This is a genomic window from Candidatus Stoquefichus massiliensis AP9 (assembly GCF_000455285.1).
Lineage (GTDB): Bacteria > Bacillota_I > Bacilli_A > Erysipelotrichales > Coprobacillaceae > Stoquefichus > Stoquefichus massiliensis.
In genome coordinates, this window is record NZ_HG005286.1 from 275,643 (window position 1) to 296,130 (window position 20,488).

A 20,488-nucleotide genomic window follows, 5' to 3' on the forward strand; every position below is an offset into this window, starting at 1 on the left:
CTTTTTCTGATCATGTAATGTCTTTAACATACCAAATAATATGGCTACACTCATTTTATCATCAAGAAATCTTGATTTAATAAAACCTGAAGGAGTTATTTCTGTTTTAGGATCAATTGCAATATAATCACCATTATTGATACCTAATGCAAGAACATCTTCTTTAGATTTCACAATCTCATCAATACGAATATGCATTGTATCACAAGTTCTTTCTCTATCTTTTGCATCCTTGAAAACATGAGCTGCTGGTGATGACGAAAGAATTGTTCCCGTATATACTTTATTATCCCTTGTTAATATGCGACAGTATTCTCCATCTAAGGTAGGAATGATAGGACCACCAACATTGGTAAAAGCTAAAGTTCCATCACTATTAATACTTCTTACCATTAATCCCAAAGTATCAACATGAGCACAAAACCCCACTGTATAATCATCATTACCCTCAATATGTATTTCTAAATTTCCCTTATGAGTTTTTGTTGTTTTATAGCCTAATTGCTGAGCTTCCTTTTCACAATATTCAATAACTTCTTTTGTATATCCAGATGGACTATCAATATCCATAATACTTCTTAAAAAATGACAAATATATTCTTTCATTAATTTTCTCCTTTATACATACTATATATGGTGAGCTGACTTAAAGATATGCTCAAGCGTAATTTCTTGAAGTTTTGATTTATATTGTTTTTCAGCAGTATTGAGATAATCAACAATAACTTGTTCGGTTTCTTTTACTTTTAAAGAAGGATCAAATACTTTTTCAACAAGATGTGTTGTTTCAACAAATTTCTCTTTTCCTTCAATTGCTTCAAAAATATCTAAAAAAGATATTTCTTCTAGATTCTTATTTAATACAAATCCACCTAACTTACTCGCTTTTGATGTAATTAATCCAGATATTACCAATTGTCTTGTGACTTTTTTTAAATAAGAATCAGAAACATCTAACTTCTGACTTAATTCATGACTTTTAATAGGTTTTTCGCTTGCGCCTATTAATAATAGTATACAAATTGCTTGTTCAAAACTTTGTCTAATTTTCATATCAATTCACCTTCTTATTCTATTTTAACAAAAAAATTTCATTTTGTATCTAAAAGAGTTGACTTTTATATACTTTTCACTATAATACTCTATAGACATTATATATCCATAGATAAATAATGTCTATAGATAAAATGAAGAAAGAAGGATTCTTATGGTTAAACAAGAATGGAAGAATGTTTTCCATAATGCTTGGATTATAGTTGTAATGGTGGCGGTTATTGCAATACCAAGTATTTATTCATGTGTGTTCTTAGGATCTATGTGGGATCCCTATGGAAATTCAGGAAGTATTCCTGTAGCGGTCGTCAATGAAGATAAAGAAGTCTCATATAATGACTCAAAATTAGGTGTAGGGGAAGAACTTGTTAAGAATTTACAAGATAATGAGTCTATGGATTTCCACTTTGTTAATGAAAAAAATGCTATGGATGGTCTAGAGAATGGTGAGTATTATATGATTATTACTATTCCAGAAGATTTTTCAAAGAATGCAACAACACTTTTAGATAATCAGCCACAAAAAATGATTATCAATTATACAACCAATCCAGGAACAAACTATATTGCTTCTAAAATGGATGACTCTGCTATTGCAAAAATAAAAGCAGAAGTTTCTTCTAGCGTAACAAAGACATATGCTCAAACTATTTTTGATTCAATTGATGTACTGTCACAAGGATTGGGAGAAGCAAGTGATGGAACTGGTCAATTATCTGATGGGGTTCATCAACTTATTGATGGAAATAAAACAATTTCTGATAATTTAAAAGTTCTGGCTTCTAGTTCACTAACTTTTAAAGATGGAGCAGATACTTTAACTCATGGATTAAAAGATTATACTGATGGAGTCGTTACTGTTAATAATGGGGTATATACATTAAAAAATGGGTTGAATACTTTAAACCAATCAACAGGTGCATTATCTCAAGGAGTAAACGATTTAAATGATGGAGCAGTTGCTTTAAAATCTGGTGTTAATGAATACACTAATGGTGTTAATCAAGCTTATGCTGGAACTCAACAATTAGTTTCTAACAGTACTAAACTTGTGAATGGTGTCAATCAGTTATCAACTGGAACACAACAACTGGTAGAAGGGAATCAAAAAGTTGTAGATGGTGTTTCCAAGTTATCAAGTACTTTAAGTAGCAGTCAAGAACAGTTAAATAAGTATCAACAATTAATTGCTGGACTTCAAAAAAATGGAAAAGGTGAATTAGCTCAAAAGATTACTTCAGAAGGATTAAAATTAAATGAGCTTGATGAGGGAACGAAAACACTATTAACAAGGTTTGGAATTACGAATGATTTACCTTCATCATATCAACTCATTCAACAAGTCAGTATAGGAATGAACGATTTAAATATAGCTATTAATGGTGGTACATTATCTAATGGTGATAAAACTGATGGTTTAGTTGCTGGAACAAAACAAGTTCAAGCTGGTTTAGGACAAATGAATGCTAATATTAGTGGTGGAAGTTATATGACTATTAATCAAAAAGGTCAGCCTATGAATGGAAATGTTGATAAAAAGGATTCTTTACTAACTGGAGTTCAGACATATACAGCAGGAGTCAATCAAGTGAATTCAGGATTATCACAACTCGTTGATAATAATAAAAAATTAAAAAATGGTGTTTCTGATTTAGCTAATGGAACTGGAACTCTTGTTTCACAGACACCAACTCTTGTTAGTGGGATTAAAGCATTAGATACTGGAGCAAGCCAGATTTATACAGGAACTTCTCAATTAGTCTCTAATAATCAAACATTGCTTTCTGGAACTAGTCAATTAAATGGTGGAGCAGGACAAATTAGCAATGGTGCACAACAATTATCTAATGGATCTATGACTTTAGGTAATGGACTAAGTGAAGTCAATAAAGGTGTGACAACATTAGATACAAGTTTAAAAGATGGTGCAAAGCAAAGTCAAATGAATACAAATAATTCAACTTTTGATATGGTGGCTGCACCAGTGGATACAACTCATAATGAAATATCTACTGTTGAAAACAATGGACACGCAATGGCACCTTATATGATGAGTGTTGCATTATATGTGACAGCATTAGCCTTTGTACTTATGTATCCAATTAGACATGGAATTAAAAATGCTGAAAATGGATGGAAGTATTGGTTATCTAAAGCAAGTGTTATGTATACAATTTCAACTGTAGCTGCTATTGTTATGATTACATGCTTAAGAATGATCAATGGTTTTGAACCACAACAGTTAATGATGACATATCTTTTTGCAATTCTTGTTTCAGCAGCTTATATGTCAATTGTGATGTTGTTAAGTATGACAACAGGATATATTGGAGATTTCTTATTACTTGTCTTTATGATAGTTAATCTAGGTGGATCTGCTGGAACTTATCCATTAGAAACATCAGGTGCATTCTATAAAACTATCCATGCATTTATGCCTTATACTTATAGTGTCAATGGATTTAGAAAGGTTATTAGTATGGCAACTGCATCATTGACAACAGAAATATGGGTATTTGTAGGAATATTTATTGTATGCTCTGCTTTGACAATTGTTTATTTCCAAGTGAAAAATAAAGAAGATAAACATCTTATTCCTCAAGCATTTGAAAATGTCAATGAAGAAAAATAACATGAATCATTACGATTCATGTTTTTCTATTAATATAGTATATAATTCTCTTAAATCTGAAATGGTATAAGTGATAGGTAGCTGTTTTGTGTTTTCCAGATATTTAGGATTATACCAGCATGTATCAATACCAACATTGATTCCACCTTGTATATCGCTAGATAAAGAATCACCAATGATTAAAGTTTTATCAATATCTAAATTCTTAATTCTTTGAAAACAGTAATTAAAATATTCTTTCATTGGTTTTTGATAACCTGTATCTTCAGATACAAAAATATCTTGAAAATATACATCTAGTCCACTTTCTTTCATACGACTATATTGTGTTTGTGATACACCGTTCGTTACTATATAAAGCTGATAATCTTTGGAAAGTGTTTGAATAACTTCCTTTGCATATGGTAAAAGATTATGACCTAATCCTAAAGAGTTTTGATAATCGTCTTCAAAAGCTATACCATCTGCATGAATTTTGAATTCTTGAAATAGTTGAACGAATCTTGTATAAACGACTGTTTTTTTGTCAATGATTCCATCTTCAAATTGTTTCCATAAAGAAGTATTGATTTTTTCATATGCTTCTTTTAACTGTGATGTAAGAGGAATTTGATATTTTTGAAACGTATTGATTAGTGCTTGTTTTTCAGCTGCATGAAAGTCTAAAAGAGTTCCATCTGCATCAAATAATAAAGTTGTATATTTTGTCATATTAACCTCCAATTCTTTCTTATTATAAACAAATTTGTTATGATTATGAATAAGAAAAGAGGAAAAGTATGAAGAAGTATAATATTATTGTTATATTTGATAAAAATTATCAAAATGTTTTAATGTGTTTAAGAAGAAAAGATCCATTTAGTGGTTTATATAATTTTGTAGGTGGAAAAATAAATGATGATGAAACAAGTGAACAAGCAGCATATCGTGAATTATATGAAGAAACACATATTAATCGTAAGAATCTGACTTTAAAACATGTTCATGATATGATTTATTATTTTGAAGATATGATACTAGAAGTATGGACGGGGAAATTAGATAAATTTATAGAGGTTTATGGAGATGAAAATGATTTGGAATGGATTTCTTTAAGCGAGAATTTTTTTGATGTTCAGCGTTTTGCAGGTTATGGGAATATTGGACATATTCTATATAGTATTCATTTGAATAAAAAAGAGATATTATGATTGGTATGAATTGAAGGACTGTTGCATATAGTGAGTTGGTGATGCAAATGGAAATAAAACCAACAAAAATGACAAGTCATATTTTAGCAACTGTGATTAATGAAAAACCATATGCTTTTGCATATGTCATGGGTGAAAATATAACTGGAACAGTATGTTTTTATCCTTATTTAGCTGGGACTATTATGGTGTATGAAATCATGGGTTTACCAAAAATAAATCAAAGTGGATTTTATGGTTTTCATATTCATGAAGGGAATAGCTGTATCAATGATACAAAAACGGCTTATGAAAAAACCAAAGGACATTTTAATCCTACAAAGCAAGAACATCCTTTACATTTAGGAGATTTACCTCCATTATGTGCTGTAAAGGGAAGAGCATGGGGTATTATATATGTAGATAAGTTTAAACCAAAAGATATTATTGATAGAACACTTGTTATTCATGAAAATGCAGACGATTTTCATAGTCAACCGGCAGGTAACGCTGGTGAAAAAATAGCTTGTGGAGAGATTCAACGTTTTTCTTAGAAAATGTATATTCTTCTATATAATGAGCATGATAATTATATGGAGGTAAGAAAAATGAAAAAATTATTAATGCTTTTATTATGTTTAACAGTATTTACAGGATGTAGTAATGATACTCCAAATAACAATAAGGACAATAATTCTTCTAATAGTAATGTCACTGATAACAGGAATAATACAAATAATCAAAATGATGATTGGTATACACGTTTTGAAAGTGGATTAAAAGATAAGAATATCACTTATTCTTCTAAAAATGTATTAGACGCTGCTTCTATTGGTGGTGCTGAAGGTTATCGCTATGTCACTGAAAATGGTAATATTGATGTTTATCGTTATGAAGATGGTGATGATTATGATCGTATTGTTAAAGAGAAGAAATTAGGAGAAGATGGTCGTAAGGTAGAGGTCAATGGTCATATGATAATTGTTTCTGATGGATTATCTGAAGATGTTTTAGGTATATTTAGAGGTTTAAAATAGGAAAGTTTATCTTTCCTTTTTCTTTTGTCATAGTATAATGAACTTGGTGATAAAAGTGGAAAAGATTAAGGAAGTTATTGTTGTAGAAGGGAAGACTGATACAGCCATTATTAAAAAGTTATTTGATGCGGACACAATAGAAACACATGGACTAGCAATAGATGATAAAATATTGGATTTGATTGAGCAAACTAATCAAACAAGAGGTGTCATAGTATTGACAGATCCGGATTATCCAGGAATGAGAATTAGAAATATGATTATGGAAAGAGTTCCTCATGTTAAACAAGCATTTGTTGATAAAAAAGATGCTATTGGAAAGAAAAAATTAGGAATAGCAGAGGCAAGAGAAGAAGCCATTATTGAAGCATTACAGAATGTTGTAACTTTTACTAAAGATATTCAAACAATTACATGGCAAGAATTTATATCGTTGGATATTATTGGAGATAAAAAACGAAGATTAGAGATATATGATTTATTTCATTTGGGATATGGCAATGCAAAAACTTTATATAAAAGATTGAATATGGCTCATATTTCAAAAGAAGATATTTTAAAGAAGTTAGGGGAATAAGATGAATTATATAAAATTAGGAAAGGAAATCTCTTTTGCATTAAGACACCATCCTGAAAAATACCATTTAGATATGGATGAAGAAGGCTGGGTTCGGGTTGAACAGCTTTCTCATGCTTTAGAAGATAAATATGGAGTATTAACAGAAGCGGATATATTGGATATTATGGAACATTCTGATAAACAAAGATATGAATTAAAGAATCATAAAATAAGAGCTTACTATGGGCATTCATTGAAACAAAAAATTAAAAGGATTCCTATGGAACCACCTAAAGTACTATATCATGGAACAGCAAAACGATTTCTTGATTCAATTATGAAAGATGGTCTTTTACCAATGAATAGACAATATGTCCATTTATCTGCTGATCAAGAAACTGCCATAAAAGTAGGAAAACGTCATGATTCACATCCTATTATTCTACGGATAAATGCTATTGAAGCTTATCGTAATGGGATTAGTTTTTACTTAGGCAATGAAACAGTTTGGTTATCAGATTCTATACCTATACAATATATAAAAGTGCTTGATTCCTAAAAAAGGAATCTTTTTTTATTTTTTTGCAAATAAAAAAAGAAAAATGGAAAATAAATGCGTATATATATAGTAGAGGGGTATTTTTATCATTGATAATTGTTTTCTTTAAGCAATTATTGTATAATATCCTTAAGATATACCTCACAAATATGTATGAATCCTTTAACTATAAAAACAAAAAAGGGAGGTATATGAATGACTATATTAAAAACGAAACCATCGCATGTCTTTGCTGAGTATATTAAGAAGCCTGAAAGGTTTGCTGACTTTGCCAATCTTGTGCTTTTTGGTGGCGAAGAAATCATTAAGCAGGAGTTGCTTTATCCTTGGGATACCGATAGCTCGACAGTCCTCCATGACAGCAATGTCATTGAGTCTGTAGAGCGAAGAAGGGATAACATGATGCTTGCTGAGATTGATGGAATGTCTGTTCTCATTGCGATTGAACATCAGCAGAGGATAGACTATTCTATGTGCAAGCGTGTTCTCACCTATGATCATGCAACCTACAACCAGCAGTTCAACTTATGCGATATAAGCAAAAGACAATCTCTGCATCCTATACCAGTTGTGACGATTGTCATCTACACTGGTGAAGCATACTGGATTAAGCCAAAGACCTTTAAGGACCGTATGTTTATTCCAGAAGTGATTGATGATAAGATTAATGACTGGAATGGGAATATTATGGATATGAAGGAGATGGATACTGTAAAACTAAGATGCAGTGACAATGAGAAAGTTGTTATGGCAGTACAGAGATTCTATGCCTGGGATAAGGATATAAGCAGTGTAGCAGATATGACGTTAAGCAAGGAAGAGGCAATAGTTGTTTCAACTCTTATAAGAGTTGAGGAATTGATTGACTATATAGAAAAAGAAGAAAAGGAGGAAATTAACATGTGTACAGCAATTAGAGAATTTAGAGCAGAAGGTGAAAAGATTGGAGAAAATCGAGGGATTAAGATTGGAGAAGAACGTGGAATTGGAATTGGCGTAAAACTTGGGGAAGATCGTGGAATAAAGATTGGAATTGGTAAAGGTGAAAAGTCTGGATCAATCAAGACATTGGTAGATTTGCTTAAGTTAAAGCTAGGTAAGCTATCACCAAATATTGAAATAGAAATAGGAAGAAGTACAGATGAACAGCTTAATCAGTTAAAGGCTAGAATCTTTAGTATCGAAAAAGAAGATGATATTCTAGATGCATTAAAATAATAGAAAGATTCTATGCTTAGGATATAGATAGTATAAGATATATTGTTGAACAGTTGGTGTTATCGACAGATTTTCTTTTTGATTTTATAGCGAGGAAAATATATTGTATAAAAAAGTAGTGAATTCATAAGTATTTATTTACTTATGACTCACTACTATTATTTTATGCGTTTTTAATAAGATATACAGTTTTTACATTAGCAATATTAGCAATGCTTGAATTTTTAGACAATACTTTCCAAACAACTAAAGAAATAACAAAGTCAACTGAACTATGAATAATTGTGCCTAATCCAACAAGACCAAAGACCATATAGAAGAATGCTTGTACATCCATACCAGCTCCCCAATAGAATGGAATAACAACAACCATTTCTCCAATCGCATGAAGAATAGCAATGGCTAGATTAAAACCAAAAGTCTTAACAGGTGATTGAAATAAATCTGTATTTTTCTGAATATAATAAGCACCAATACCTGCCCAAATAACATGAGATAAAGCACGTAACACAACAATAATAGGGAATCCTGCTAATAAGAAACCTAAAGTTGTTCCTAATGCTACAGCAATTGCAACCACAGGTGAAACAAATAATGCTATCATAATAGCAACATGTGATGCTAAAGTGAATGACATTGGTCCAACTGAAATCTTAATTGGTGAAATCATTGGAATAACAATTCCCACAGCAATCAATAATGCTGAAAGAACCATAGTCTGTATTTTTTTATGTGTATTCATAATACCTCTCCTCTTTACTATATGTTTTACATGTGTCATGACACATGTTATGACCTATTATATACACAAATGAAAGGTTGTCAAGATAAAAATAAAAGATAGCACTTACATGCTATCGAGAAGGTTATTTGGTAAAAAGATATCCTTTTTCATCTAATGTTTTTATAATTCTTTGATAAACATCTTCATTTTGACATTGAATAGTATGAAGATGCAAACCATCTGTTAATTGGCTTAAAGGTTTGGCTTTTCCATGTTCTACCTTTTTAAGAAATTGATCAACATCATAACGTGAAGAAATATGAAGTTTTCCTGTTAGTTGTCCATAAATAGGATGATCAACAATCACATCAATAATAGAACCCCCTAAATCAACAATAGTATACAATTCATCGCCTAAGGATTGTTGATCATGCTTTACAGCAATTGTATAAATATATTCATTATTTTGTTCATCTAGTATATATCCTCTAGGTGTCGCAATAATATTATATCCACTTGCTCTTAATAAAGCGACATCACCTACAATAATTTGTCGGCTGACTCCAAATTGAGATGCTAATTTACTTGCGGAAATGGGTTTATCACTTTTTTTAATTGTTTTTATAATTTTTTCTTTTCTATCCATGGTACTCACCTCTTTTTTCAATTATATATGATTTTTTAATTTTTTCAATGAAGAAGATGTTGTTAATGTCGATTTCTAGTCGTTGAGGTCAGAGGTATTTTCTTTAAAAATTATGTGCGTATAATGAAATTGTAAGGAGGATATTTATATGTATAGAATAAAAATATTTTTAAGTAGTGAAGGTATGGAAAGGTATTTAAACAAGTATGCAAAGAAAGGATATGTGTTGCAATCAATGATACCAATGGCTTTATTTGTTCCGCTTGATATTCAAATTTTGCAGTTTATAAAGGCTCCTCATAAAAATAGAATATATCAGTTAATCAGCAAGGAGTCAGAACAATGGCAACAACTTAAAGAGGAAGAATGGCACAAATTTGTTTCTCACAATAATACAAACTATGATATTATTTACAAAGATACACAAAATCGAAATGATGTTTTTAAAGAAGATATATCTCAGCAGAAACATCAAAATCTTGCAGCGCTTGGGTTAAAAGAAGGATTATTCTTATTGATTATTTATGGCTTTATGACAATCCTTTATCCATCTGCTTCATATAATCAATCATTTATTGGATTTCTTTTACATCATAGTTATTTGATTATTGCATTGATTATGGTTATTGTATCTGGATGGATATATATACGTAATAAATAAATATATTTAAATAGGAAAGAGAGATTGTTTATGGAAAAAATTGTTGGAAGACCAAAATTAAAATCAGCATTAATTTATACCGTTCTTACTCTAGTTGCGGCATGGATTTTATTTGATAGTCATGCATGGCAAGGAATGAGAATTGTTGCATTGGTATTAGTCATCGTTGCTTTTGTAATTATTTTGCCTGGTGTTAGTTATTGTCAAATGATGTGGAAAGTAGATGAACATCATTTACTGTATACTTATCACCATACATTTCTAGATAAGATTATCAGTTTTTATCAGTTTATATGGCATCGTCAACCTATTTATCAAATGAAGCTTTGTTTAGATCAAATAGATTATATTTATGTCACATATAATGGAGTTCCAAGATTTCCTTTTGGTGGTATAGGATATGATTTATTATTTGAAACACATATGTTTGATGGATCCATATATACTTTTGAAGCTTTAGTAACAAGGGATAGAAAATCATTTAATAAAGCTATTGTCTTTATGCAGTCTAAAGGTATAAATTTCAAAGATCCCTACGATATTTTAGAATATTTAAAAACAGGACAGTATTTATCTTATTATTTAGAAGAACTGGAGGCTAGTCATCATGATTAGAACAACAGTCATATCCACAGATAAAATACATTATCAAATCGTCCAATACTTTATAAAAAAGGATATTAAAGAATGCGAAATACAGAAATTTGATATAAGCAGACAATATGATATTTATTTTATAGAAATTAATAAGCAAGAAGATTTTCAAAAATATCAAAATATTAAACGTAATCAGGATACTCTTATTTATATCATTGGACCAGAAGAGTTTTCAATTATCCAAACAAGTTTAGAATATCATATACAATATTATTTTAGAGTTAATCATTTAGAATCTGAACTCATTAAACAAAAAGAAAATATATGTCAACAAATACAGAAACATTTTCGTTTTTATGTTTATCAAAAAGGAACAATGCAAGTTCAAATAAGATTATCAGATATTTATTATATAGAGTCATTACGTCATAGGATTATTATTCATTCTATTAATGGTGAACTGCAAGAAAGAAAAAACTTAAAAGATTTAATGGATGAAATAGGAATGTTTGATTTTATTCAGATTCATAAGTCGTTTGTTATTAATAAACAAATGATTTCAAAGTATGATTCAAAAGTAGTATATTTGAAAGATAGTAGTGAAGTTCCAATAGGAAGAGCATACAAAAATATTTTAATGAATCAACATAATGAAGATATATTCTAATGAGTTTGTTTATGATATAATAGTTTCAGGTGATGAAATGAAAGACATAGCGAAAAAATCAAATACGGTCTATTTATTGGATAAGTATCAGATACAGGCATCTAAGAAATATGGACAGAATTTTCTAATAGACCTTAATACAATTAAGAAAATAGTCAATACAACAAATATTGATAAAGACACATGTGTCATTGAAATTGGTCCAGGTATAGGAGCATTAAGTGAACAATTGAGTTATCATGCAGGACATGTATTATGTTATGAAATAGATACAAGATTAAAAGACGTTTTAGAAGAATCTTTAGGTGAATTTAAGAATATTGAGGTTATATATCAAGATTTTTTAACTGTTGATTTAAAGAATGTTGTTGATGATTTGAAAAAGAGATATCACAGAGTTTGTATAGTCGCAAATCTACCTTATTATATTACATCTGATATTTTAGAACATATTATAACTTCTAATTCACAATTATCAAGTATTCATGCAATGGTACAAAAGGAAGTGGCAGTTAAATTAACTGATCAAAATTATCATAGCCCATTAACGTTTATGATAGAAAGTGTAGGATCTATTTCTTTAGACATGATAGTATCTAAGAATGTATTTTCTCCAGCACCCCATGTTGATAGTGCTATTATTAGAATTGAATTAAATAGAGAATATAATCCTTTATTAAATTTTATATTAAAACCTGCTTTTACACAAAAAAGAAAAACAATATATAATAATTTAAAAGGATTGTTTCATGAAAAAACAAAAGATATTTTAGAAGAATGTCATATTAAAGAAAACAAAAGACCAGAAGAATTAAAAATAGAGGATTATTTAAAACTCACACAATTTTTATAAATTCATATATTAATATGGTGAGTTTATGAAAATTGGAGATTATGTTGTTAGAAAGAAGTATCAAAGGGATATTCTGTTTGAAATTTTTGATATTAAAGATAATGTGTATTATTTAAGAGGTGTTGAACTGAGATTGATTGCTGATAGTGATATTGATGATCTTGAGTTAAGTGAAGTTCAGTCAAGACAAGAAGAAGATTTTACGATTGAAAGACAACCTGTCATAAGAGGAAAAGTATTACATCTTGATGGTGATCAGAAGTATCTGAATATGTGCCAAAAGAAATATGAGGAATTAAAGATAAGAGCAGATTGTTATTACATGCCAGAGGGTGAAATGAAAGATCATGTTGTGGAATTGTTAGAAAAGCATAAACCTCAAATTTTAGTGATTACTGGTCATGATGCGTTAAGAAAATCTAGAGATAAAGCCGATATTAGTCAGTATCAGCATTCTTATGATTATGTTGAAGCAATTAAGAATGCAAGAAGCTATCAGGAAGATAAAGATGCTTTAATAATTATTGCAGGAGCATGTCAGTCATATTATGAAATGTTATTAGCGAGTGGAGCAAACTTTGCATCAAGTCCTAAGCGTATTAACATACATGCTTTGGATCCGGTATATGTAGCAAGTTTGGTTGCTAATGAAAGTGTTAGAAATTATTGTGATATTGAAGGTATTATTAATCATACCTCACATAAACAAAGTGGAATTGGTGGTATTGATACAAAGGGTGTTGCCCGTAAAATATATCCAACGAGAGGATGAAGAAAAATGAAAGTCAGAGCTTATGCAAAGGTTAATTTAGCATTGGATGTTGTCAGAAAAAGAGCAGATGGTTATCATGAACTAGATATGATTATGGCACCTATCACTTTGCATGATTTAATTTATATTGATCGTATTGATACAGGCATTGAAATAACTTCTAATACCTATCGTATGCCTACTGATGAAAAAAACATCATGTATCAGGTTGCGCAAATATTGATTGAACGTTATGATATTCAGTCAGGAATTAAGATTCATATTTATAAGCATATTCCAACACAGGCAGGATTGGCTGGTGGAAGTGCTGACGGAGCAGCTGTATTAAGAGCAATGAATCAAATGTTTCGTTTAAATCTCTCATTAGAAACTCTTGCAGCGATAGGTAAAGAAGTAGGTGCTGATATTCCGTTCTGTATTTATCAGCAAATGGCATTAGTTAGAGGTATTGGTGAAAAACTTGACTTTATTCATCATCAGTTTCATTGCTATCTATTATTGGTTAAGCCAAAAAAAGGAGTTCCTACAAAAAAATCATTTGGTATGCTTGATTTAAATAATGCAGTTCATCCCAATATATTAAAAATGAAACAGGCTATTGAAGATAATGATTATCCATCTGTTATTCAAAGCTTAGGTAATACTCTAGAAGCACCTTCATTAGAAATTGTTCCGGATATTCAATTAATAAAAAAAGAAATGATAGAAATTGGTTTTGATGGAGCATTAATGTCAGGCAGTGGATCATGTGTCTTTGGTATGACAAAAGATAAAAAAGTACTAGAGTTAGGGTATGAATATTTTCAAAATAAATATAATTTTGTCAGAAAGACTGAAATCTTACAGGAAGAGGAAGAAAAATATTGAAAATAAGGTAAGTATTTCTTCTTTCCTCTTTTTTTTTATCTAATATTTGTTAGAATAGTGGCGTTAAGGAGAGAGAGATATGAAAGTATATGCTATTGTATTGGCTGCAGGTAAAGGGACTCGTATGAAGTCTGAGAAACCAAAAGTTGTACATGAGGTCTTATATAAGCCTATGATTAATCATGTTGTTGATGAATTAAGGGCTATGGGCGTTGATGAAACAATTGTTGTTGTTGGACATGGTGCTGAGCAAGTTGAGGCAATTGTTGATGGTGTTACATTTGTTTATCAAAATGAACAATTAGGAACAGGCCATGCGGTATTACAAGCTAAAGATAAACTTGCTGATCAAGAGGGAATGACACTTGTATTGAATGGTGATGCACCATTAATTCGTAAAGAAACTTTACAGGGTATTATTGATTATCATCAGCAAAATCATAATCAAGCAACAGTTATGAGTGCCGATTGTGATACATCTACTCATTATGGAAGAATTGTAAAGGTTGATGGACAGGTTAAAGGTATTGTTGAATTTAAAGATTTGTTAGATACACAAATGAATATTACTGAAATGAATACAGGAGAATATTGTTTTGATAATCAGTCATTATTTAATGCTTTATCTAAAATCACAAACAATAATGCTCAAAATGAATATTATTTAACTGATGTCATTGGAATCATGAATGATGAAGGGTTAAAGGTTGATGCTTATAAGATTAATGATTTTAATGAAGTTGGTGGTATTAATGATCGTGTTGCTTTAGCAGAGGCTACACAGATTTTAAGAGATCGTATTAATAAAGAACATTTATTAAATGGTGTTAATATTGTCGATCCTGCCAATACTTATATTGGAAGAGACGTTATAATTGGTACGGATACAACAATAGAACCAGGATGTATTATTAAAGGAAAGACAGTCATTGGTAATCATTGTCATATAGGTCCTTATTGTGAATTTACCAATATGGAAATTAAAGATGATGTTATTATTAAATTTTCTGTATTAAGCGATTCAATTATTGAAAATGGTGTTGATATCGGTCCTTATGCAAGATTAAGAACAAATTGTCATATTATGGAACATGCACATCTAGGTAACTTTGTTGAAATGAAAAAGGCTGTTTTTGGAAAAGGCAGCAAAGCTTCACATTTGACTTATGTTGGAGATGCTGAAGTTGGCGAAGATGTAAACTTCGGATGTGGAACGATTACTTCTAATTATGATGGTAAAAATAAATCATTAACAAAGATTGAAGATAATGTCTTTATTGGATGTAATACGAACTTGATTGCTCCAGTAACAGTAAGAAAGAATGCTTATATTGCAGCAGGATCAACAATTACAAAAGAAGTTGAAGAAGATGCTATGGCTATAGCAAGAGCAAGACAAGAAAATAAAAAAGGTTATAGTAAAATATTAAAAGAGATTAGAGAAAAAGAATACGAACGAAGAAATAAGAAAAAATAAGGAGAAAAAGAGGTAAACATGAAAAATAACATAACTATTTTTGCTTTATCATCAAGTCAAGATTTAGCAAAGTCAATCGCTGAACAATTAGGTACTGAAGTTGGGAAATGTGATGTTCATCATTTTGCAGATGGTGAAATTTTAGTTGAAATTGGTGAATCAGTAAGAGGGAGAGATGTTTTCATTGTTCAATCTACATCTAATCCAGTAACTGAAAATTTAATGGAAATCTTAGTATTGGCTGATGCATTAAAAAGAGCCTCAGCAAAAGAAATAACAGCTATTATGCCATATTTTGGATATGCTAGACAAGACAGAAAAGCAAAACCTAGACAACCAATTACATCTCGTCTTGTTGCTGATTTATTAACAGTAGCAGGTGTAACAAGAGTTGTGACTATTGATTTGCATGCTGCACAAATTCAAGGATTCTTTGATATTCCTGTGGATGAGATGCAAGCATTACCTCTTATTTGCAAATATTTCAAAAATAAAAATATTGAAGATTTATGTATTGTTTCTCCAGATCATGGTGGGGCAACACGTGCCAGAAAAATGTCAGAAGCTTTGGATTGTCCAATTGCAATTATTGATAAAAGAAGACCTAAACCAAATGTTGCAGAAGTTATGGGTATTATTGGTGATGTTTCAGGTAAAAACTGTATCTTAATTGATGATATGATTGATACTGCAGGAACAATTGTTGCTGGTGCATCAGTATTAAAAGAAAAAGGTGCAAAAGATGTTTATATTGCTTGTACACATGGTGTCTTATCTGGACCAGCAATTGATAGATTAAAAGATTGTATTGCTAAAGAAGTCGTTATTACTGATACAATTGCTATACCAGAAGAAAAGAAATTTGATAATTTAGTTGAAATTAGTGTTGCTGAGTTATTAGCACATACAATCGAAAGTATTGAAAATAATTTACCTGTAAGTGACGTTTTTATTCAATTTGATTTTAAAGATTAAGAGTTCAAAAAGAACTCTTTTTTTCTACTAAAATAATAAAAAAGTGACATAATATATGAAGAATGTCTGTGATTATAGGAATAGTCTACAATCTTAGAGAATATATTCATAATAATGGATAATGTGAATAAATTGTGATAATTATTTGTTAAATGTACAAATAAGTATGGTTCTTATATGATTAAAAAATAGAAAAATGTCGATAAATAGCATACAATTTATAATTATTATATTTAGAAATTTGACAAAGAGATTCATTTCTGTTATTATGCCCTAGGGTGAGAAAAATGTACTTCAATACACATACACATTTAAATAGTGAAGAATTATATCCAAACAGAGATATATTTATCCAACATGCACTAGCAAGTCAGGTAGAATATATTGTTGTAGCAGGATATGATCTGAGCTCATCAAAAAGAGCTGTAGAGATTGCTCATGAGTATCCCTTTGTTTATGCAACAGTAGGCATTAGCCCTAATGATTGTAAGGATACAACAGATGATGATTTAAATGAAATTGAAACATTACTTCAAGACCCATGTGTTGTTGCCTTAGGTGAAATTGGGCTGGATTATTATTGGGAAGATGTCCCACATGATAAACAAAAAGATATCTTTCAAAAACAGATAGATATTGCAAGAAAACATGATAAACCTATTGTTATTCATGCAAGAGACGCCTATGAAGATACTTACAGTATTTTAAAGCAAGCAGCACACCGTGGCATTATGCATTGTTATAGTGGATCAGTTGAAATGGCGAAGAGATATATTCAAATTGGATTTGAAATCTCATTAGCTGGACCCGTGACATTTAAGAATGCAAAAGTACCAAAGAAGGTTGCTACGGAAATTGGTATTGATCATTTAATGATCGAAACAGACTGTCCTTATTTAGCACCTCACCCATTTCGAGGAAAGTTGAATGAGCCAGCAAATGTTGTGTATATTGCCCAGGAAATAGCAAAGCTAAAGAACATGGAGATAGAAGACGTTGCTAGAATCACAACATTTAATGCCAAAAGAATGTTTGGGATTAAATAAGGAGGATATTTATTTATGTTAAAAAAAGCTAAGGAAATCGTTGTCTCGGCGGACAGCCGTACAAAAGGAATTTTAGCTGTGGCTTGTGTTTATGCTATTGTTATGTTAGCGACAGTGTCATCAGGAGCCGTTGAACAAATTAAGAATTTTATTCCAACTGTGGATATCAAGTTAAAAGATGGTGTTCAAGAGGAAAAAGATTATTTGGTTAAGCAGGACACAGTATCAAATGTTTTAAATGAATTAAATATTGAATTAGACAAGAATGATACTTTGAATAAAGATAAAGAGGAAATTGTTCAACAAAATGATTTTATTAAGATTACAAGAGTTGAAACAAAAACAATGACTCAAGTAGAAACATTAGAATACTCAACTGTAACCAAAGGTAGTGGAAGTTGGACAAAAACAGTTGAACAAGAAGGTAAAGATGGAAAAATCAAACGTACTTATTTAATAACTTATGCGAATGGAAATGAAACAAGTCGAAAAGTTATTAAAGAAGAAATTGTTGAAAAACCAGTTGATAAAGTCATAAGATATGGTGGAGTCAGTGAAGGTACAACATTTACAGGACGTTTAACAACTTATGGTGGAGATTGTAACGGTTGTGGAGGAACTTCTTCTACAGGGATTAAATTATCTGCAAAAACAGGTGTTAATGGATCAAATTCCCCATACCTATATTATAAAGGTCGTAAGTATTTTTGTTTAGCTGCTGATCGATCTATTCCATTTGGAACTGTTATTAAGATTTCTAATCATAATCTTAATATCGATAGTACTGCATATGGGATTGTTGTAGATCGTGGTGGAGCAATTAAAGGAAATAAGATTGATATTTTTAAAGGTAGTGAAGGTTCTGGTCGATCATATTTTGGTGGAGGAACTTCATACAATACAAAATTTGAGGTCGTTTCATTAGGTAGTGGAAATGCTAACTTTTGGAGATAGGAATAACTGATATGTTATTCCTTTTTCTTTTAGAATAATAATGGTAACGAATCTCTTTACCAATATTTTTATTTTATAAAAGTTTGGTATAATGGTTAATGAAAGTTAACGAAAGAGGTCATACTATGATAAATCATGTTATAACAATTAATCTAAATAAATGTATAGGATGTCAAATGTGTATTAAAGACTGTCCAGCTAAAAATATTAGACTCGATAATAAAAAAGCAAAGATTATTGATCAAGAATGTATTATGTGTGGACACTGTGTTGCCATATGTCCAAAAGTTGCTGTATCAATATCGGGCTATGAAGAAGAACCGATGACTAAAACAAAAGAAAGTTTATTAAATCCTCAAGATATCTTAATTACAATTCGTATGAGAAGAACGATTAGACAATTTCAAAGTAAAGATATAGATCAGTATATTATAAATAATATTCTTGAAGCAGGAAGATTAACACATACAGCTAAAAATGCACAAGATATTTCATTCGTAGTTTTAGATCAAGAAAAAGATATATTTGAAAAAATAGCAGTACATTTATTTAGAAAAATAAAACCTTTTGCTAATCTATTGAGTTCAATGGCTAAAAGAAATGAAATCACAGATAACTTTTTCTTTTTCGATGCGCCCATAGTGATTATGATTATATCTCAAGATTCTGTGAATGGAGCATTAGCTGCACAAAACATGGAATTTGTTGCAGAAGCATATGGATTAGGTGTGTTATATAGTGGCTTTTTTACGATGGCTGCGAATCATTCAAGACAAATAAAGAAAATGATTGAATTACCAAAAGGTAAAAAAGTTGTAACAACGCTTGTTTTAGGGTATCCTAAAGTGAAGTATCAGCGTAGTGCACCAAGAGAAAAATTAGATGTGAAGTATATGTAGAGGAGATTATTTATGAAAGATGAATGTCAGGATCGCATAGAACAAATTACACATGGATTTCAGAATTGTCAAAAGGCTTTAACAGCAATTGGTGATGAAACAAGACAACTTATATTATTAGTTCTTTTACAAAGTGATTTGAATGGGATAAGAGTTGGTGAAATTGCTAAAAAAGCACATTTAACAAGACCGTCTGTATCTCATCATCTACAAATTTTAAAAGATGCAGGAATAGTTAATATGAATAAAGTGGGAACAAGAAATTATTATTATATTAGTGGCAATGAAACACGATGGAAAGAAATTGCTGATTTAGTAGAACTTATTTATGATGGAATTTTACATATGAAGAAATAGGAGAGAAAATATGATATTATATTTTACAGGAACAGGAAATAGTGCATTTATTGCAAACACTATAGCAAGTCATCTTAATGATGAAGTTATGAATCTTTTTGATAAGATTCGTGATCATGATTATAGTGAATTAAGTTCAGAGCAACCATGGATTATTGTCACACCAACTTATGCATGGAGAATTCCACATATTGTCAGTGATTGGATAAATAAAGTATCATTAAAAGGAAATCGCAATATATATTTCTTTATGACATGTGGAGGATCAATTGGATATGCAGAAAAATACCTAGAGGAAATTTCTCAACAAAAAAAACTAATTTATAAAGGTTGTGCTGAAATTGTTATGCCCGAAAATTATATAGCTATGTTTGAAACAACACCATCAAATGAAGTAGATGGAATGCTTCAAATTGCCAAAGAGAAAACTTTAGAAATTTCAACGTATGTCAAAGAAAACAAATCGATTCCACAAAAGACAATGACTTTAAAAGATAAACTTAACAGTGGAATTGTTAATAATCTGTTTTATCCATTATTTGTGCATGCAAAGAAATTTTATGTTACTGATCAATGTATTTCATGTGGTCAATGTGAACGTGTTTGTCCTTTAAAAAATATTCAATTAAAAGATAGGAAACCAGTATGGGGACATGATTGTACGCATTGTATGGCATGTATTTCTTATTGCCCAACAAAAGCAATTGAATATGGAAAAAAGACAGTTGGAAAACAGAGATATGTATGTCCAAAATATTAAGATATA

General features: G+C 30.4%; 25 protein-coding genes. 20 read left to right on the plus strand and 5 right to left on the minus strand.

Going from position 1 to position 20,488, the window contains the following annotated elements; genetic code table 11:
* On the minus strand, positions 1 to 606 hold a 606-nt coding region (locus BN350_RS18570), incomplete at its 3' end, for a zinc-binding metallopeptidase family protein (RefSeq protein WP_147573534.1).
* A 21-nt stretch (positions 607 to 627) separates the two neighbouring features.
* Entirely contained in the window at positions 628 to 1,053 is a 426-nt protein-coding gene (locus BN350_RS05495) for an Rrf2 family transcriptional regulator (RefSeq protein WP_028042690.1), read from the minus strand.
* 154 nt (positions 1,054 to 1,207) lie between these two features.
* Between BN350_RS05495 and BN350_RS05500 the strand changes: the two genes are divergently transcribed.
* Positions 1,208 to 3,685, plus strand: a complete 2,478-nt coding sequence (locus BN350_RS05500) for a YhgE/Pip domain-containing protein (protein ID WP_028042691.1) — start codon at positions 1,208 to 1,210, stop codon at positions 3,683 to 3,685.
* Positions 3,686 to 3,694: 9 nt separating this feature from the next.
* Here BN350_RS05500 and BN350_RS05505 read toward each other — a convergent pair whose 3' ends face one another.
* The gene (locus BN350_RS05505; protein WP_028042692.1) at positions 3,695 to 4,396 is read right to left on the minus strand and encodes a YjjG family noncanonical pyrimidine nucleotidase; all 702 of its coding nucleotides are present in this window, start codon (positions 4,394 to 4,396) and stop codon (positions 3,695 to 3,697) included.
* Between the two features lie 68 nt (positions 4,397 to 4,464).
* On the opposite strand from BN350_RS05505, the gene BN350_RS05510 reads away from it, so the two are divergent.
* The 6 genes from BN350_RS05510 to BN350_RS05535 all read left to right on the plus strand — a co-directional run bounded on the left by BN350_RS05510 (position 4,465) and on the right by BN350_RS05535 (position 8,227).
* Positions 4,465 to 4,875 (plus strand): NUDIX hydrolase, encoded by a 411-nt coding sequence (locus tag BN350_RS05510; protein ID WP_028042693.1) that lies wholly within the window; start codon positions 4,465 to 4,467, stop codon positions 4,873 to 4,875.
* Positions 4,876 to 4,922: 47 nt separating this feature from the next.
* The gene (locus BN350_RS05515) at positions 4,923 to 5,408 is read left to right on the plus strand and encodes a superoxide dismutase family protein (protein ID WP_044600139.1); all 486 of its coding nucleotides are present in this window, start codon (positions 4,923 to 4,925) and stop codon (positions 5,406 to 5,408) included.
* Positions 5,409 to 5,462: 54 nt separating this feature from the next.
* Complete coding sequence (locus BN350_RS05520) at positions 5,463 to 5,891, plus strand: hypothetical protein (RefSeq protein WP_028042695.1); 429 nt, start codon at positions 5,463 to 5,465, stop codon at positions 5,889 to 5,891.
* Positions 5,892 to 5,946: 55 nt separating this feature from the next.
* Positions 5,947 to 6,468, plus strand: a complete 522-nt coding sequence (rnmV, locus tag BN350_RS05525; RefSeq protein WP_028042696.1) for a ribonuclease M5 — start codon at positions 5,947 to 5,949, stop codon at positions 6,466 to 6,468.
* Between the two features lies 1 nt (position 6,469).
* Positions 6,470 to 7,009, plus strand: coding sequence for an RNA 2'-phosphotransferase (locus BN350_RS05530; protein WP_028042697.1), 540 nt, complete (start codon positions 6,470 to 6,472; stop codon positions 7,007 to 7,009).
* A gap of 195 nt (positions 7,010 to 7,204) precedes the next feature.
* Positions 7,205 to 8,227: an Rpn family recombination-promoting nuclease/putative transposase gene (locus BN350_RS05535; RefSeq protein WP_044600140.1), complete on the plus strand. Its 1,023-nt coding sequence runs from the start codon at positions 7,205 to 7,207 to the stop codon at positions 8,225 to 8,227.
* 163 nt (positions 8,228 to 8,390) lie between these two features.
* On the opposite strand, the gene BN350_RS05540 is transcribed toward BN350_RS05535, so the two are convergent.
* Entirely contained in the window at positions 8,391 to 8,969 is a 579-nt protein-coding gene (locus tag BN350_RS05540) for a hypothetical protein (RefSeq protein WP_028042699.1), read from the minus strand.
* Between the two features lie 124 nt (positions 8,970 to 9,093).
* On the minus strand, positions 9,094 to 9,597 hold the full coding sequence (locus tag BN350_RS05545) for a transcription repressor NadR (RefSeq protein ID WP_315968792.1): 504 nt from the start codon (positions 9,595 to 9,597) through the stop codon (positions 9,094 to 9,096).
* A gap of 148 nt (positions 9,598 to 9,745) precedes the next feature.
* Here BN350_RS05545 and BN350_RS05550 point away from each other — a divergent pair, with 148 nt between their 5' ends.
* From BN350_RS05550 to BN350_RS05610, 13 genes are all read left to right on the plus strand, one after another.
* A complete protein-coding gene (locus BN350_RS05550; protein ID WP_028042701.1) occupies positions 9,746 to 10,258 on the plus strand; it encodes a hypothetical protein in 513 nt (170 codons plus the stop codon).
* Between the two features lie 30 nt (positions 10,259 to 10,288).
* Positions 10,289 to 10,873, plus strand: coding sequence for a hypothetical protein (locus BN350_RS05555; RefSeq protein WP_028042702.1), 585 nt, complete (start codon positions 10,289 to 10,291; stop codon positions 10,871 to 10,873).
* Entirely contained in the window at positions 10,866 to 11,522 is a 657-nt protein-coding gene (locus BN350_RS05560) for a LytR/AlgR family response regulator transcription factor (protein ID WP_028042703.1), read from the plus strand. Before BN350_RS05555 ends, BN350_RS05560 begins: the two co-directional genes overlap by 8 nt.
* Before the next feature lie 37 nt (positions 11,523 to 11,559).
* Positions 11,560 to 12,375 carry a 16S rRNA (adenine(1518)-N(6)/adenine(1519)-N(6))-dimethyltransferase RsmA gene (gene rsmA / locus BN350_RS05565; RefSeq protein WP_028042704.1) on the plus strand — a complete coding sequence of 272 codons (816 nt, stop codon included), beginning with the start codon at positions 11,560 to 11,562 and terminating at the stop codon, positions 12,373 to 12,375.
* Positions 12,376 to 12,400: 25 nt separating this feature from the next.
* Entirely contained in the window at positions 12,401 to 13,147 is a 747-nt protein-coding gene (locus BN350_RS05570) for a sporulation peptidase YabG (RefSeq protein ID WP_028042705.1), read from the plus strand.
* A 6-nt stretch (positions 13,148 to 13,153) separates the two neighbouring features.
* The gene (gene ispE / locus BN350_RS05575) at positions 13,154 to 14,014 is read left to right on the plus strand and encodes a 4-(cytidine 5'-diphospho)-2-C-methyl-D-erythritol kinase (RefSeq protein WP_028042706.1); all 861 of its coding nucleotides are present in this window, start codon (positions 13,154 to 13,156) and stop codon (positions 14,012 to 14,014) included.
* Positions 14,015 to 14,093: 79 nt separating this feature from the next.
* Positions 14,094 to 15,491, plus strand: coding sequence for a bifunctional UDP-N-acetylglucosamine diphosphorylase/glucosamine-1-phosphate N-acetyltransferase GlmU (gene glmU / locus BN350_RS05580; protein WP_028042707.1), 1,398 nt, complete (start codon positions 14,094 to 14,096; stop codon positions 15,489 to 15,491).
* A gap of 18 nt (positions 15,492 to 15,509) precedes the next feature.
* Entirely contained in the window at positions 15,510 to 16,466 is a 957-nt protein-coding gene (locus BN350_RS05585; protein ID WP_028042708.1) for a ribose-phosphate diphosphokinase, read from the plus strand.
* A gap of 287 nt (positions 16,467 to 16,753) precedes the next feature.
* Positions 16,754 to 17,512 (plus strand): TatD family hydrolase, encoded by a 759-nt coding sequence (locus tag BN350_RS05590; protein WP_028042709.1) that lies wholly within the window; start codon positions 16,754 to 16,756, stop codon positions 17,510 to 17,512.
* Between the two features lie 15 nt (positions 17,513 to 17,527).
* Complete coding sequence (locus BN350_RS05595; protein ID WP_028042710.1) at positions 17,528 to 18,466, plus strand: G5 domain-containing protein; 939 nt, start codon at positions 17,528 to 17,530, stop codon at positions 18,464 to 18,466.
* A gap of 125 nt (positions 18,467 to 18,591) precedes the next feature.
* Positions 18,592 to 19,365, plus strand: a complete 774-nt coding sequence (locus tag BN350_RS05600) for a nitroreductase family protein (protein WP_028042711.1) — start codon at positions 18,592 to 18,594, stop codon at positions 19,363 to 19,365.
* A 12-nt stretch (positions 19,366 to 19,377) separates the two neighbouring features.
* Positions 19,378 to 19,722, plus strand: a complete 345-nt coding sequence (locus tag BN350_RS05605; RefSeq protein ID WP_028042712.1) for an ArsR/SmtB family transcription factor — start codon at positions 19,378 to 19,380, stop codon at positions 19,720 to 19,722.
* 10 nt (positions 19,723 to 19,732) lie between these two features.
* Positions 19,733 to 20,482, plus strand: coding sequence for an EFR1 family ferrodoxin (locus BN350_RS05610; protein ID WP_028042713.1), 750 nt, complete (start codon positions 19,733 to 19,735; stop codon positions 20,480 to 20,482).
* Positions 20,483 to 20,488 lie beyond the last annotated feature (6 nt).

Bases quoted from the DNA above. Each gene is read 5' to 3' on its own strand.
- BN350_RS05495 (WP_028042690.1), bottom strand. From the start codon at position 1,053: ATGAAAATTAGACAAAGTTTTGAACAAGCAATTTGTATACTATTATTA.
- BN350_RS05500 (WP_028042691.1), top strand. From the start codon at position 1,208: ATGGTTAAACAAGAATGGAAGAATGTTTTCCATAATGCTTGGATTATA.
- BN350_RS05505 (WP_028042692.1), bottom strand. From the start codon at position 4,396: ATGACAAAATATACAACTTTATTATTTGATGCAGATGGAACTCTTTTA.
- BN350_RS05510 (WP_028042693.1), top strand. From the start codon at position 4,465: ATGAAGAAGTATAATATTATTGTTATATTTGATAAAAATTATCAAAAT.
- BN350_RS05515 (WP_044600139.1), top strand. From the start codon at position 4,923: ATGGAAATAAAACCAACAAAAATGACAAGTCATATTTTAGCAACTGTG.
- BN350_RS05520 (WP_028042695.1), top strand. From the start codon at position 5,463: ATGAAAAAATTATTAATGCTTTTATTATGTTTAACAGTATTTACAGGA.
- BN350_RS05530 (WP_028042697.1), top strand. From the start codon at position 6,470: ATGAATTATATAAAATTAGGAAAGGAAATCTCTTTTGCATTAAGACAC.
- BN350_RS05535 (WP_044600140.1), top strand. From the start codon at position 7,205: ATGACTATATTAAAAACGAAACCATCGCATGTCTTTGCTGAGTATATT.
- BN350_RS05540 (WP_028042699.1), bottom strand. From the start codon at position 8,969: ATGAATACACATAAAAAAATACAGACTATGGTTCTTTCAGCATTATTG.
- BN350_RS05545 (WP_315968792.1), bottom strand. From the start codon at position 9,597: ATGGATAGAAAAGAAAAAATTATAAAAACAATTAAAAAAAGTGATAAA.
- BN350_RS05550 (WP_028042701.1), top strand. From the start codon at position 9,746: ATGTATAGAATAAAAATATTTTTAAGTAGTGAAGGTATGGAAAGGTAT.
- BN350_RS05555 (WP_028042702.1), top strand. From the start codon at position 10,289: ATGGAAAAAATTGTTGGAAGACCAAAATTAAAATCAGCATTAATTTAT.
- BN350_RS05560 (WP_028042703.1), top strand. From the start codon at position 10,866: ATGATTAGAACAACAGTCATATCCACAGATAAAATACATTATCAAATC.
- rsmA (WP_028042704.1), top strand. From the start codon at position 11,560: ATGAAAGACATAGCGAAAAAATCAAATACGGTCTATTTATTGGATAAG.
- BN350_RS05570 (WP_028042705.1), top strand. From the start codon at position 12,401: ATGAAAATTGGAGATTATGTTGTTAGAAAGAAGTATCAAAGGGATATT.
- ispE (WP_028042706.1), top strand. From the start codon at position 13,154: ATGAAAGTCAGAGCTTATGCAAAGGTTAATTTAGCATTGGATGTTGTC.
- glmU (WP_028042707.1), top strand. From the start codon at position 14,094: ATGAAAGTATATGCTATTGTATTGGCTGCAGGTAAAGGGACTCGTATG.
- BN350_RS05585 (WP_028042708.1), top strand. From the start codon at position 15,510: ATGAAAAATAACATAACTATTTTTGCTTTATCATCAAGTCAAGATTTA.
- BN350_RS05590 (WP_028042709.1), top strand. From the start codon at position 16,754: ATGTACTTCAATACACATACACATTTAAATAGTGAAGAATTATATCCA.
- BN350_RS05595 (WP_028042710.1), top strand. From the start codon at position 17,528: ATGTTAAAAAAAGCTAAGGAAATCGTTGTCTCGGCGGACAGCCGTACA.
- BN350_RS05600 (WP_028042711.1), top strand. From the start codon at position 18,592: ATGATAAATCATGTTATAACAATTAATCTAAATAAATGTATAGGATGT.
- BN350_RS05605 (WP_028042712.1), top strand. From the start codon at position 19,378: ATGAAAGATGAATGTCAGGATCGCATAGAACAAATTACACATGGATTT.
- BN350_RS05610 (WP_028042713.1), top strand. From the start codon at position 19,733: ATGATATTATATTTTACAGGAACAGGAAATAGTGCATTTATTGCAAAC.